At 43.7% G+C, this 13,085-nt stretch carries 13 protein-coding genes; 2 read left to right on the forward strand and 11 right to left on the reverse strand.

Annotated elements, in window-relative coordinates:
- The 8 genes from IE164_RS07165 to IE164_RS07200 all read right to left on the reverse strand — a co-directional run bounded on the left by IE164_RS07165 (nucleotide 1) and on the right by IE164_RS07200 (nucleotide 9,685).
- Entirely contained in the window at nucleotides 1–2,076 is a 2,076-nt protein-coding gene (locus IE164_RS07165) for a ComEA family DNA-binding protein (RefSeq protein WP_189629538.1), read from the reverse strand.
- Entirely contained in the window at nucleotides 2,073–2,846 is a 774-nt protein-coding gene (locus tag IE164_RS07170; protein ID WP_189629539.1) for a PorV/PorQ family protein, read from the reverse strand. Before IE164_RS07170 ends, IE164_RS07165 begins: the two co-directional genes overlap by 4 nt.
- 90 nt (nucleotides 2,847–2,936) lie before the next feature.
- A complete protein-coding gene (locus tag IE164_RS07175; protein ID WP_189629540.1) occupies nucleotides 2,937–4,361 on the reverse strand; it encodes a BamA/TamA family outer membrane protein in 1,425 nt (474 codons plus the stop codon).
- 7 nt (nucleotides 4,362–4,368) lie between these two features.
- Nucleotides 4,369–5,511, reverse strand: a complete 1,143-nt coding sequence (locus IE164_RS07180; RefSeq protein ID WP_229838572.1) for a prolipoprotein diacylglyceryl transferase — start codon at nucleotides 5,509–5,511, stop codon at nucleotides 4,369–4,371.
- A 75-nt stretch (nucleotides 5,512–5,586) separates the two neighbouring features.
- Entirely contained in the window at nucleotides 5,587–7,428 is a 1,842-nt protein-coding gene (gene nadE / locus IE164_RS07185) for an NAD(+) synthase (RefSeq protein WP_189629542.1), read from the reverse strand.
- Complete coding sequence (gene rnc, locus IE164_RS07190) at nucleotides 7,425–8,171, reverse strand: ribonuclease III (protein ID WP_229838573.1); 747 nt, start codon at nucleotides 8,169–8,171, stop codon at nucleotides 7,425–7,427. The genes nadE and rnc overlap by 4 nt, the downstream gene beginning before the upstream one ends.
- Before the next feature lie 2 nt (nucleotides 8,172–8,173).
- Nucleotides 8,174–9,424 carry a beta-ketoacyl-ACP synthase II gene (fabF, locus tag IE164_RS07195; protein WP_189629543.1) on the reverse strand — a complete coding sequence of 417 codons (1,251 nt, stop codon included), beginning with the start codon at nucleotides 9,422–9,424 and terminating at the stop codon, nucleotides 8,174–8,176.
- Nucleotides 9,425–9,445: 21 nt separating this feature from the next.
- Nucleotides 9,446–9,685, reverse strand: a complete 240-nt coding sequence (locus IE164_RS07200) for an acyl carrier protein (protein WP_068224820.1) — start codon at nucleotides 9,683–9,685, stop codon at nucleotides 9,446–9,448.
- 111 nt (nucleotides 9,686–9,796) lie between these two features.
- Between IE164_RS07200 and IE164_RS07205 the strand changes: the two genes are divergently transcribed.
- Nucleotides 9,797–10,225 carry an IPExxxVDY family protein gene (locus tag IE164_RS07205; RefSeq protein WP_189629544.1) on the forward strand — a complete coding sequence of 143 codons (429 nt, stop codon included), beginning with the start codon at nucleotides 9,797–9,799 and terminating at the stop codon, nucleotides 10,223–10,225.
- A gap of 1 nt (nucleotide 10,226) precedes the next feature.
- Complete coding sequence (gene pyk / locus IE164_RS07210) at nucleotides 10,227–11,660, forward strand: pyruvate kinase (RefSeq protein WP_189629545.1); 1,434 nt, start codon at nucleotides 10,227–10,229, stop codon at nucleotides 11,658–11,660.
- Between the two features lie 6 nt (nucleotides 11,661–11,666).
- Here pyk and IE164_RS07215 read toward each other — a convergent pair whose 3' ends face one another.
- From IE164_RS07215 to IE164_RS07225, 3 genes are read right to left on the reverse strand one after another with little or no spacing between them, the layout of a single operon-like run.
- On the reverse strand, nucleotides 11,667–12,428 hold the full coding sequence (locus tag IE164_RS07215) for an MBL fold metallo-hydrolase (RefSeq protein ID WP_189629546.1): 762 nt from the start codon (nucleotides 12,426–12,428) through the stop codon (nucleotides 11,667–11,669).
- On the reverse strand, nucleotides 12,425–12,700 hold the full coding sequence (locus IE164_RS07220; RefSeq protein WP_189629547.1) for a hypothetical protein: 276 nt from the start codon (nucleotides 12,698–12,700) through the stop codon (nucleotides 12,425–12,427). The genes IE164_RS07215 and IE164_RS07220 overlap by 4 nt, the downstream gene beginning before the upstream one ends.
- Nucleotides 12,701–13,084 (reverse strand): response regulator, encoded by a 384-nt coding sequence (locus IE164_RS07225; RefSeq protein WP_189629548.1) that lies wholly within the window; start codon nucleotides 13,082–13,084, stop codon nucleotides 12,701–12,703.
- Nucleotide 13,085: the final 1 nt, after the last annotated feature.

The raw sequence follows: 13,085 nt of genomic DNA on the forward strand, positions 1-13,085 counted from the left end.
TTACCTGAGCTTGTAGCGAATCTGAAACTTTACATCGGTGCGCTGATTGCCTTCAATGGTTTCGAGTCCGCTTCCTATGGTTTTTCTATCGTAATAGCGCGTTCTTGCCCATCTGGCCCACAGGTCTAACTTTCTACTCGCTTTGTATTGAATGAGAATGTAGTTTCTAACGCCTTCACCACTATAGGCAGGAATTGAAAAAGAATACAATACATCTCTCTCATAGGCATATTGCCTGTTGTTTGCTCCCTCAGTATCGAATAGTGCTATGCGGCCACTAAGAATAAGTTTACCGAAATAATACACCGCATCTTGTATAAAGGCATATCCATCATTCTTTTCTGTATATAGCTGAAAATGGCTGTATTGAACTCTCGATTTTAGTGAAAGGCCGGGAGCCAGCCGATAGTCAAAGTTGACCAAAACCTGCTGCCTGACTCCGGGTCTTATTATGGTGTTGCCGGTATCTGTTTCTGTGGCGTTTTCTTCGCGGGTCTTTTTTCTGTATTGAATATAAGAATGGACTTTTGAGTTGGGTAAGTAGTTGACTCGTAGTAGGTAGTCGTTGCCTTCCGAAGGGGCATTTACCCGGTATCTGAGCCAAGGAAACTGAAAAGAATCGTAGTAGGCCGTTACAAAGAGCGATCGGTTCAGGGTGTATTTAAGTCCCCAATAAATACCGCTTTCATTAATGTTGCGGCTTCCTTCTGCAAATGAAGCTCCCCTAAGGGCATGAAAATCCCGACTGTAGTTGCGCCATAACAGAGCAAAGTCTACCCTGGGAGATAGGGTGGTGGTGAGCCCTAACACTCCGCCTTTTCCTCCACTTTTGGAAACACCTGCTTCACCAAAAAACCTGAATTTGTTGATGTTGAAGTTGGCATAAACACTGCCGTTGCTATTGCTTTGGCCCGAAAACTCAAATAGATTGTAGCCCTGATTGCTACGCTGTATAGGGATGTTAAAGTTGTTGTTGCTGATAACAAAGCCCAGCTGAGTTCTTCCATTCACTTTGAAATGAAGGTTTGCCCCGGCCACTGTTTCGGTAATTTGTTTTTTATTATCAATTTCTGATGGAGTGCGGTGGAACCCCGAGGTTTGAATGGATGAAAAATATTGCTCAAAGGTTTCTTCATCTTCTTGCAATGCGGCATCTTGTTTTAAGCGTGAGAAAAAAGCGGTTAGGGCTACCTTCTCGGAGAGCGAATATGTAGCCGCAACCCCTCGCAAAAAGCCACCTTCTAACACGGAAGTATAAGGCCGAATGCCGAGGTTTACCCTTTCCAGCGTATTGATGGTTTCGGAGCCTTTTCCAATGGCAAAACCTGCTCCAAATATGAGCCCTTGCCCAAATTGCAACTGGTAGTCTCCCACTATTACCTTTTTCCATTGGTTATTATTCTCAAGCATGGCATGTGCAGACCAAAAGTCCATGCCATAGCGCTTGCTGTCAGGATCCCAAACAATGGCTTCGCCCGGATCTTTTTCGGTAGTAAAGCCAAAGCTAAAATCTCCCGGTTTTGCTACCCGATACCGAAGGTATTGTTTACCTCTACTACCTGCATAGCGCGTATCGGTGGGAGATTCCGGAGGATCAAAGCCTCTTTTTTTCTCTAAGGTTTGCTCATAACGGTAAATGAAGTAGTGGTTTCTTTCGCTCAAAATACGTTGCCAGAGAGGCCGGTTGTCGGTAGTTAGGTCTTGTGCATTTATGGTAATAAATGGTAGAATTTTCTCTATAGTGGCCAGGTCGAACTCTGGTACTAGTTGAAGCTCATATTCGGTGAGCAGTTTGCCATTGCGAGCAATGTAGGCTTTCAGCGAATCTATTTGTGGGTCAGAAAGTATGTACAAGCCTCTGAGGTCCTCGATGGAGGCTGTGTTGATGTTTACCGGTGTTTCGTAAAGCAGTAGAAGACGCTCGTACAGGTCTTCATAGTTCAGCGATTCTTCTTGAGTATTGAAGAGTGATTCAATAAAAAGCTGTAAATCAAAATTTTCCCGTATTTGGGCCCTTAGTGGAAAATGGCTGATTACGAGCAGCAAAATCAAAGCCGGAAGCACCCACTTTTTCATGGTTGCTTAATTTGGTAGCCGAGCCCAAAATTATGCGTAGCGCCTGTGCCGCGGTTAGAGCGGACGGCATAATTAATCTTAAATTTCTTGAGTGTAAGGCCTGCCCCAAAAGAGTGCCGATTGGTTTGGGTAGAAAAACCTGTTCTCAACTCAAGGTTTTCCATAAGACCATAGGCTATGCCCAGGCGTAGGTCCGGTTTGTCTTCTACATTCTTATCGCCCTCCATATAAATAGCCAAGGCCTCATCGGGTTGATATTTGAGCGACAAGCGAATGATAGTTGGCACGCGTTCGCCACTTTCTTCGGCAATTACCGATTGGGTGAAGTTATATACGTGGGCACCAAAATGTAACTGCTCCGTGAACTCAGCTAATACGCCCATTTCGCCAATAAAAGTGGCCCTTTTGCCAAAACCATCGATATGGTATTGTAATACGCTGGTTTTAGCTCCAAGACTCATAATGCCAATTTTTCGGGCAAAACCAAGGCTGGCCATTTGGTTGCTAAAAAGCTCGTCTCCAAAGCGATATACTCCAAAGGAGGCAGTTCCCCAGTTGGTCTCATGGTTCACAGCGGCCATGACCGTATTAAAGGGGGCAAAGTTGAAAATGGTTTGATAGCTAAAAGCTGCATTAATGCCTTCATTAGCAATAAGCCCGGCAGGATTATTGAAAACCGACCATTCATTGGCCGTAGAAGCAGATACTCCACCAAGAGCCAGAGAAACAGGGCCTTTGGGAGGAACACCAGCCAATTGTGCGTTCGCCACAAAGATTAGTTGAATAAATAGAAAAAAAGTGAGTGTTACGCTTCGCACTTCCGAATATAGGAAATTAGGGGTTTAGATGGGGAAAATAATCTAAAGTGCCGATCTGAAATTGAAGAAGAAGCCCGTGCTTCCTTCACGGTTAATGCTATACTCCAGTCGAACCACAAAATCGTAGTAGGTGACAATATCCAGACCCACACCTACACTACCAATCCACTGGTTGTTGTAGAAGTTGTTGATGTTAGAAGCCAGTGAATCTCCGGCATAGCCGGTATCCAAAAACACCTTTAAGTAGAAAGCATAAGGTAATGTTCTAAATTGGTCGATCATACTTCTAGGGTTGATTTGCTTAACTCCTTTAAGCACCTCGTAGCGCAAAGCCGTACGGTATGAAGCCAAAAAATCACTTTCAATAACGTAGCGCTCATAGCCCCTGATGAAATCGGGGTTATAACCAAAACCAGCCCGAATCAGATAGGGAATTTCATCGGAGAAGTTTTTGTAAATATCTACTCTGTTGGCGAGGTAGAGTTTTTTGCTCAACTGGGAGAAAGTGCCATAGCCCAGCCGGGTGCTGGTCATGTTTATGTCATCGAATATTCCCAGGCCAAACTGATTGAAGTTGAAGGTAAATTCTGTACCGGTTAGTGGGTATGCAACATAGTCTCTGCGGTCGTGAACAAAGGAATACCCAAAAGCAAAGTACTGTTGCAACTGGGTGTTGGCCTGAAAGTATTCACTATTGAGACGGAAAACAGTATCGGCAATGGAGCCTCTGTTATAATTAAGAATGAACGAATGCCGGTTATAGAATGAGGGGCGAAAGGTTATGGCTCCTGTTGTACTGAATATTCTGCGAATTACGTCTTCGCTCTGCACAAACTGTTGCAGGTGACCATCGGAGGCGTAGCTCACTGTTTTATTGGTATCGAACGAAGTAGAAAGGGTAAGCCCTGCTGTTTGAGCACGGTTTATATATGGCACCGAATATTGAAAACTGTAGCGTTTGGTAAAGCCAAACTGGGTGCGGACAACCAACCTGTCGTTTCGACCAGAAAAGTTAAGGTGGTATAGTTGCATGCCATAGTTTACCCTGGAGAAATCTCTGTTCTGATTCACCCACCACTCCGTAAAGTTTCTGTCGGCCAGCTTAAATATGGGAACCGGAAAAACGTACCATCGCTCTTGTAGCCTAATGAGTACTTCGCACTGGGTGGAGGAAAGAAAAAGCGGCACAATTTCGGCCGTCACAAATAAGCGTGTATTAATGAGCTTTTGTTGGTCCAGCACTATTTTATCGGCTAGATCGCTTACTTTAATTTGGTCTCCCTCAGCAAAACTAAGCTCCCGCAAAATGATGCTTTCCAGGGTACGCTTGTTTCCTGTAACGTAAATCTTACCAATCTTGACCACCGAGGCGGTGTCAATATCAGGCAAAGTTTGTCCGTAGGTGCCGGACTTAATACATAAAATGCACCCCACAATCAACCACAGCCTGAATAACTTTATGAACACTCCCGATTTAAGATTTCTTAGATAATACTATGACTCTTATCAGCATAATTACCCCTACAAGTACCAAAGGAATACTGAGCAGTTGCCCCATGTTGTAGGTCATGTCATTTTCAAAAGGAACCTGGTTTTCCTTAAATAGTTCGTGGAACCAGCGAAGGCCAAATATCCAGATGAGGAAAATACCGAACAGTAAGCCTTCAGGAGTTTTCGACTTCCATTTAAACCAAATGCCTAGCAAAATAAGGAAAAGGAGTACACAGGTGGCCGATTCGTACAACTGTGCGGGATATCTTGCAATACCCCAGGTGTGCACTATGGCCTCCACCTTACGGTCTACAATGTTAATTTCATAATCGAGTGGTTCGTTGGGTTGGGCATAATGCTCCTGTACCGATTGGTTTCCCAGAAGTATCAATCGTACATCATCTTCAATGATTTTTCGTGCTTGAGCTTCTGATAGTTGCCTGTTTTCAAATACTAACCTGAGGTCTACCGGAACAATACCTGGAGCACGCCTTTCGGTCGTACTGCCTTTTGAAGCTTCAGCACTTTCAATACCTAAAGGAGCCTTTTCCAGAGCCTCTTCGGCTACGCGACCAAACACCACCCCGTAGTCCGATTCTGAGGGCTTTCCTATAATTTCTGAATTTACAAAGTTACCAAAGCGAATAAAGGCTCCGGCCAGGGCTACGGTAATCACTATTCGGTCTATAATCCACAAATAGCTTTGTCCCTCTCGTTTTTGTTTAATGAATTTTAAAGGCCATGGTCTGGGTTTTACCACCTTAACCACATAGTTACTATAGAGGTATAAGGCAATGGGTATGCATATGGCTGCGCCATGGCTTGCCAAACCACCCTCCCAGGTTCTGAAAAATACAAGGGGATCTGCCAGGAATCGTTCTGGTTCATAGAATATGAGGTGTCCTAATCTTGCGCCCACAATGGTTGCCACAATCATATGAACAGAAAGTGTATCTACATTGAGTGGGTTTTTGCCCTCCTTCTTAAAAATGTAGACCATTATTTGGTAGCCGAATATGAAACCGGCAGCAAAAAGTACACTATACCATACGGGGGGCTGAATACCCTTGATAATCTCCCGCATTGGATCCCATACAAAGTAAGATAGAACTGTTAATTGGTGCATAAAGCAAAGATATACGAATTGCTGAAAGCAATCCGATTGAATAGCCGTGAAACCGAAAAAACTAATTGTTAAGCTTTATAATAAGGCTAATTCTTCCTCAAAACCAGCCGAGAGAATAGGGAAACGACACCAAGTTCTGGGGTCTACGTTGAACTCATCGAGATGAAAGGCTGGTGCTAAGCGCTCCCGTTTCCACTGATTGCGGCTCCAAAGCCGAAAGAATTTCCTCACGTGTTGCCTCAGCAAATCTTCCGGCTCAAGATCTGCAGCTTTCAATTCAGTAAAAACCTCTAAAGGAGATTTGTGGTCCCTAATAGCTAGCTTTTCTATTTCAACCATTATATGGTAAGGCATCAAATCGTCTTCATCTGTTTGCTTCTGGTCTTGTGGTCTTAGTTCTGCAGTGGGAGGAAGTTGGTTGATGAACCTTAAACCTTCATAACCCATTTCCTTCTGGGCATAAATAAGCCATTGCCTGATAAAGTGCTTGTCAACTGAAGAAATAGGGGCCAGACTACCGCTGGTGTCTCCGTCCATAGTGGCATAACCTACATCGCCCTCGCTACGGTTCGAGGTAGTGAGCAATAAGGTATTGGTAATGTTGGTGAGCATCCATATAATGGGGCTTCTCGAGCGTGCCTGAATATTCTGCAAGGCCAGGTCGTCTTGCTCCCAACTTAATTTTCTGTTGAGTGCCGTTTCAATAATTGAAGTGTAAGCTTCAACGGAAGAGTCGATTGTCCAACTGAAAAATCTTGCACCAATTGAATCTGCCAAATATTTAGCAGCATTTAAAGTAGCCTCTGAGGAATTGACAGTGCCTTGGTAGGCCGTATTGAAGATAGTGTAGACTATTTCCTTTTCGGGTTTTTCAGCCAGCTCATCGAAGCCTATGGCTGAGCAAAAAGACTCTTTTCCCAGCTGCTCAATACCTCTTTTTACCATTTCGGCCACCATAATGGCACAAGTGGCTGAGTCGGCTCCACCACTTAGCGAAAGGGTGTATCCTTTAGTGCGGCTTTTTCTCATATAGTCGAAAAGGGCCAGTGCGCAGGCCCTGGGAAATTCCTCTTGTTTGGAAAGTACCGGGGCAACGGCTTCGTTGTTCTCTTGGGTCGATTGATCGGCTTTGAAATCGCCATAGCATAGCTCAAATGCCCGGAAACTGAGCAGTTGGTTTCTGAGCAGTATTTTTCCTCGCTGGGCAACCATAATTTCCCCATCGTAAATCATGCGTCCGGCCTCATTGCCCAGCAGATTGGCATATACATAGGTGCAATTAAAGTCTAAGCTGGAGTTTTCAACAAGCTTAATGCGGTCCAGTGTTTTTTGCATGGCAAAATGACTGGCGCTAGGGTTAAGAATAAGGTTAACTCCGCGTTCTTTGAGTCTGCAGGCAGGTCTCACGGGTCCGCGCCATGCGTCTTCGCAAATCTCGAAGCCTACCTTCCAATCATCTACATCGAAGGTAAGGTCGCCAATTGGGTATGTTTCTCCGTCAATTTCAAAGTCTTCTACCAAGCCAATGGGCCATGGGTTAAACCAGCGGGGTTCGTAGTGTACACCATCTAGTGCCATGTATTGCTTAGCATATATACCCAGTATTTGTTTGTTCTTAACCACAATGGCGCAGTTGTAGAGCAATCCTTTGTGGCGAAGGGGGAGGGTAAGGGTAGTGAGTAGCCCTTCCGTTTCGGCAACCAACTGAGGGATGAGGCTCAAAGCCTTTTCGGGGAGCCATTGACTTAGAAACAAATCCTCACATCCGTAGCCGGTAATGCACAATTCGGGAAGACAAAGTATTTCTACGCCATTTTTTCGGGCCTCAACCAACACCTTTTTAATGCGTTCAAGGTTACCTTTCCAGTCGAGTGGGGTCTGGTTTATAGTGGCTCCACCTATGCGATATGTTCTCATTGTTCTAGTTCTAGAATAATACAAGCCTCGCGGGCTGCATCTTGCTCGGCCTTCTTCTTGCTTAAACCATGTCCTTTGGCTATCGGTTCGTCATCTACTTTTACTTCAATAATGAATTCCTTGTAATGGCCTTTATCTATGGTATCAATATGCTCAAAGGTAGGCGACTTGGAGTGTTTTTGCGACCACTCGATCAGTTTGCTTTTATAGTTCTTGGTGGTATTAATGATTTCTTCCAGATCGAAATGGGGCAGAAGCAATTTTTTAAGAATGAATTTTCGGCTGTGTCTAAAGCCTTTGTCCAGATAAATGGCTCCGATGAGCGCTTCTAATGTGTTACCATAAAGCGACTTGTGGGAATTGGGTGTTTTGCGCTTTCGGTCGAAGCGCACAATTTGCGGTACGCCTATGGTTCTTGCCACATTGTTGAGACTTTCTCGGCTTACAATACGCGAGCGGAGTTCTGTAAGAAAGCCTTCGTCTTTGAACGGAAAGCGTTTGAAGAGGTACTCGGCCACCACCATGCCTAGCACAGAGTCTCCGAGGTATTCTAAACGTTCGTTCGATTCTTTGAAACCCTTTTTGAGTGCTTTAGCCACTGAGGTGTGTTGCGTGGCTATTTGGTAGGGTTTTAAATTAAAAGGCTTACTGCCTGTTATCATTTTGATAGAGGCAATAAGCGCTTTTTCTTCTTTAGAATATGATTTGAAAAGAGACGTTACACGGTTTACTATCAACCGCACAATTAGTCAATTTTACGGAAAATCACTGAGGTATTGTGTCCTCCAAAACCAAAGGTGTTGCTAAGTGCAGCATTGATTGTTCTCTCCTGGGCCTTGTTAAAGGTAAAGTTCAAACGAGGGTCAAATTGATCATCGTCTGTAAAGTGGTTAATGGTGGGAGGGGCAATCTGGTGCTTAATGGCCATTACACTGGCAATGGCCTCAATAGCTCCGGCAGCACCTAACAGGTGTCCTGTCATGGATTTGGTAGAACTGATATTCAGTTTGTAGGCATGTTCGCCAAATACTTTTTCAATGGCAGCCGCCTCTGAAATATCGCCAAGTGGTGTAGAAGTACCATGAACGTTGATATAATCAATCTCTTCCGGTTTCATGTGGGCGTCTTCCAATGCGTTGATCATCACATTGTAGGCACCTAACCCTTCCGGGTGAGGGGCTGTAATGTGATAGGCATCGGCCGACATACCGCCACCAACTACTTCAGCGTATATTTTAGCACCGCGTGCTTTGGCATGCTCGTATTCTTCCAGAATGAGAGCTCCTGCACCTTCGCCTAAAACAAACCCATCTCTATCTTTATCGAAGGGCCTTGAAGCCGTTTCCGGAGAATCATTTCTCTCAGACAGGGCTTTCATGGCGTTAAACCCACCCATTCCTGCTTCGGTTACCGATGCTTCTGAGCCACCTGTAATCATAATATTGGCCTTACCTAACTTAATGTAGGTCATGGCGTCTATCATGGCGTTGGTAGCGGAGGCACAGGCCGAAACAGTGACAAAGTTGGGGCCATTGAATCCGTATTTGATAGAAATCATTCCTGCAGAAATGTCTGCAATCATCTTAGGAATGAAGAATGGGTTGAATCGTGGAGTTCCATCGCCTTGGGCGAAAGAGGCCACTTCTTCCTGAAAAGTTCTAAGACCGCCAATACCTGAACCCCAGATAACACCGGCCTTTAGCTTATCGATTGATTCCAGGTCAATACCTGCGTCTTGCATAGCCTCCTCGGCTGTTACTAAGGCGTATTGGGTAAATAAATCCATCTTACGAGCTTCTTTTCTATCAAAATGCTCGTTAGGATCGTATCCCTTTACCTCGCAGGCAAACTTGGTTTTGAATTTTTCGGGATCGAACTTGGTGATCGGTCCAGCCCCACTTACACCCTTAATAAGATTGTCCCAATATGCATTGAGATTATTACCTAGTGGTGTAAGTGCGCCTAGTCCGGTTACTACAACTCGTTTTAATTGCATACTAGAGTCGTAAGTGAGAAATTATTGCTGAACGTTTGCTTCCAAATAAGAGATGGCATCGCCAACAGTAGCGATGTTTTCAGCCTGGTCATCAGGAATTGAAATGTTGAACTCCTTCTCAAACTCCATGATCAATTCCACAGTGTCAAGGGAATCAGCTCCAAGATCGTTGGTGAAGCTGGCTTCTGGTGTTACTTCAGAATCTTCAACACCTAATTTATCAATAATAATACCCTTAACTTTTGATGCGATTTCTGACATTTTGGTTAAAATTTAGTTAAAACTCGATGCAAAGAAATGCAATTCTCCCCGAATGTCAAACAAAATTTTTAATCTTGTCCGAGCCCTTCAAAAGGCCTAATTTTGCATCGTATGGCTAAAAATAAGCTTCAGGTTATTTATGATTTCGACTTTCTTCTTTTAGCCCTCAATGCTAACGTGAAACCATACAAGCTCGCGTGGTGCCTCAATAAAGATTTGAAGCTCAACCTGGTAAAAGCAGAAAACATAGAAATAGGTTTCAATGAACAGAAGAGTCTTTCCATTCAGAATTTTCTGGATCGGTCAGAGTTTCAGACGGTTCGATTAATCAGAAATAGAGCCGAAGATACTGATGGAGCTTATAATGCCTATTTGCTGCCTGAATTGAAAAATTTCGACTATCTGGTCCTTTTGGAAAACGAATCCAGCACTTTCGATGAGAATACTTTTATTAGCGAAGTCAAACGAATACCTTTCGTGCAGTTTACAACCAAAATCGATATTCAATCACTAAAATCTAAGGATAACCTTATCTTTTAATATGGGTCAGACTATTTATTCTAAAAGAGCAAAAATTGTGGCCACTGTAGGGCCTGCCAGCCAGTCTAAAGAGGTATTAACCGAACTTGTAAAGGCTGGTGTAAACGTTTTCAGACTGAACTTTTCTCACGGTGAACACGCCACACATGCTCAGGTAATTCAGAGAATAAGAGAGGTAAATGAAGAGCTGGGGACTCATGTTTCTATTCTTCAGGATTTGCAAGGACCAAAAATCAGGGTAGAAAAGGTTGAAGATGGAGAAGTGTTTATTGAACCCGGCCAGGAACTGACCATTACTACCGAAAGTCTTTTGGGTAACTCTAAGCGTGTGAGTACCTCTTACACCGATTTGCCTAAAGATGTGAAAAAGGGCGATATGGTGCTTATTGATGATGGTAATCTCGAACTTTTTGTAAAGGATATTAAAGGTAAAGACGTAATCTGTGAGGTTAAATACGGTGGTTCTTTGAAGTCCAGGAAGGGAATTAATCTTCCTTTTACGGATGTTTCGGCCCCGGCTCTTACAGAGAAAGATAAGGAAGATCTTGCGTTTGGAATCGATCAGGGGGTTGACTGGATTGCTCTTTCTTTTGTTAGAACGGCCAAGGACATTCTGGACCTAAAGAAGCAAATTGAACAATCGGGTAAGGATATTAGGGTAGTGGCTAAAATTGAGAAGCCCGAGGCTCTAAAAAACATAGATGATATTATTGCCGCCTCTGATGCTCTAATGGTGGCCAGGGGAGACCTTGGGGTAGAAATAGTGATGGAAGAGGTACCCATGGCTCAGAAAATGATTGTCGATAAATGCAACAAAGCCGCTAAGCCTGTAATTATTGCTACGCAGATGATGGAAAGCATGATCTCTAATCCGAGGCCAACCCGGGCAGAGACAAACGATGTGGCCAATGCGGTGTTGGATGGTGCCGATGCAATGATGCTATCTGCCGAAACAGCGGCCGGAAAATATCCTGTAGAAACGGTTCAGTATATGGCTAGAACCATTGCTTCGGTAGAAAGTTCGGCCAAAGTATATGATCACTTCTACAACCCTCAGGAAGATAGCGACACCTTTATTAACGACAATGTGATGCTTGCGGCCTGTAAGCTTTGCGAACAGGTAAGGGCAAAAGCCATTATAGGCAACACTGTTTCGGGCTATACCGCCTTTAAAATGGCTTCGCACAGACCTTATTCTAAGATATTCATATTCACCGCCAACAAAGGGTTGCTAACCAAACTGGGCTTGGTTTGGGGAGTAGAAGGATTTTTTTATGACAAACGTCATTCTACAGACCAGACATTCGAAGATCAGGAGGAGATACTAAAAGAGGCAGGCAAGCTGAAGTCGGGCGATGTGTTTATCACCACAGCCAGTATGCCAATTCATGAATTTGGAAGAACAAATACGCTTAAAATAAACGTGGCAAAATAGTTGGTCTTAGAGCGATAGCTGAAGACCATCATAGGCAATATAAATATTGTTGGGCAGTTGCGCTTCTATGGTTTTGTGACTGCCCATTTTGTGGCTTAAGTGAGTAAAATAGGTGGCGTCTGCTCCAATTTTTTGAGCCATGTCTATGGCTTCGTTCAGTGTGAGGTGGCTCAAGTGTTCGGTTTGCTGCAATGCATTGATCATCAGAATTTTTGAGCCGCGAGCTTTTTCCAAAGACTCTTCACTAATGGTTTTGGCATCGGTTATATAGGTGAAGTCTCCTATACGAAAGCCATATACTGGCAATTTGTAGTGTAGTACCTCAATAGGTATAACCTGTATCCCTTCTACTTCAAAAGGTTCACCGTCTAACTCATTTACCTCTACCATGGGCACACCGGGATATTTCTTTTCAGAAAATACATAAGCAAACTCACGTTTTAATTGCTCTATTACTCTCGGGGCGGCATAAACGGGCATGTCTTTTTCTTGCAGAAAATTAAACGAACGAATATCGTCCATGCCGGCCGTATGGTCTTTGTGTTCGTGAGTAAACAGTAGGGCATCTAGTTGGCTGATGCGTTCTCGGAGCATTTGCTGACGGAAGTCTGGGCCGGAATCAATTACAATGCTTTTGCCCGCTACTTCTATATGAACAGAAGAGCGGAGTCTTTTATCTCGAAAGTCAAGAGATTGACAAACCGGGCACTGGCAGCCAATTACCGGCACACCTTGCGAAGTTCCTGATCCAAGAACAGTTACTTTCACAGCTTTAGTGAGGTTTGAGAGAGTTCGTTAAGCAGCTTAACGTTTTTTTCGCTAAGCTGCTTAGGGTCTAGTTCAATAGATTTAATAATGTCCAAAAGGCAGGTGATTTTGCCTTCTGTAGTATAGTATTTGTTCACAATGGCAATTTTGGTGTCTTTTAGAATACAATAGCCCGACTTGAAGTTGCCTTTTTCGTAGCGCAATACGTAGTCAGACTCGGCAAATATGTCTTCTAGTTTACCCAGAAATTGTTTTGTGTACTTTACAGACATTTAGTTGGTGGAAGTATATTTTTTAACCAGCTCAATCAGTTTGTCATAATCGAGTGGTTTTTGAATGTATTCATTCATTCCGGCCTCAAAAAACTCCGAAACCGGCAGGTTTTTGGCGTTGCCAGAAATTCCAATTATTGGAATTTTAGATTTTTTGGTTTTTCCGGCTCTTATTCGCTTGGTGGCCTCCAATCCATTGAGAATCGGAAGGTTTACATCCATGATAACCAAGTCGAAGTCTTCGGCTTCGAACTTGTCTAACACAGCCTGCCCATCCTTGGCAGAGGTGATTTTACAGTTCTCAAAAAGCAGAATCTTCTTCAACAGATTCTGAATAACAGAACTGTCCTCGGCTACGAGCACTTTCTTGTATTCAACAGTCATA

The sequence above is a fragment of the Roseivirga thermotolerans genome (assembly GCF_014653175.1).
Classification (GTDB): Bacteria; Bacteroidota; Bacteroidia; order Cytophagales; family Cyclobacteriaceae; genus Roseivirga; species Roseivirga thermotolerans.

Coding starts and splice junctions, on each gene's coding strand:
- IE164_RS07165 (WP_189629538.1), bottom strand. CDS start 2,076: ATGAAAAAGTGGGTGCTTCCGGCTTTGATTTTGCTGCTCGTAATCAGC.
- IE164_RS07180 (WP_229838572.1), bottom strand. CDS start 5,511: ATGCACCAATTAACAGTTCTATCTTACTTTGTATGGGATCCAATGCGG.
- nadE (WP_189629542.1), bottom strand. CDS start 7,428: ATGAGAACATATCGCATAGGTGGAGCCACTATAAACCAGACCCCACTC.
- fabF (WP_189629543.1), bottom strand. CDS start 9,424: ATGCAATTAAAACGAGTTGTAGTAACCGGACTAGGCGCACTTACACCA.
- IE164_RS07200 (WP_068224820.1), bottom strand. CDS start 9,685: ATGTCAGAAATCGCATCAAAAGTTAAGGGTATTATTATTGATAAATTA.
- IE164_RS07205 (WP_189629544.1), top strand. CDS start 9,797: ATGGCTAAAAATAAGCTTCAGGTTATTTATGATTTCGACTTTCTTCTT.
- pyk (WP_189629545.1), top strand. CDS start 10,227: ATGGGTCAGACTATTTATTCTAAAAGAGCAAAAATTGTGGCCACTGTA.
- IE164_RS07220 (WP_189629547.1), bottom strand. CDS start 12,700: ATGTCTGTAAAGTACACAAAACAATTTCTGGGTAAACTAGAAGACATA.
- IE164_RS07225 (WP_189629548.1), bottom strand. CDS start 13,084: ATGACTGTTGAATACAAGAAAGTGCTCGTAGCCGAGGACAGTTCTGTT.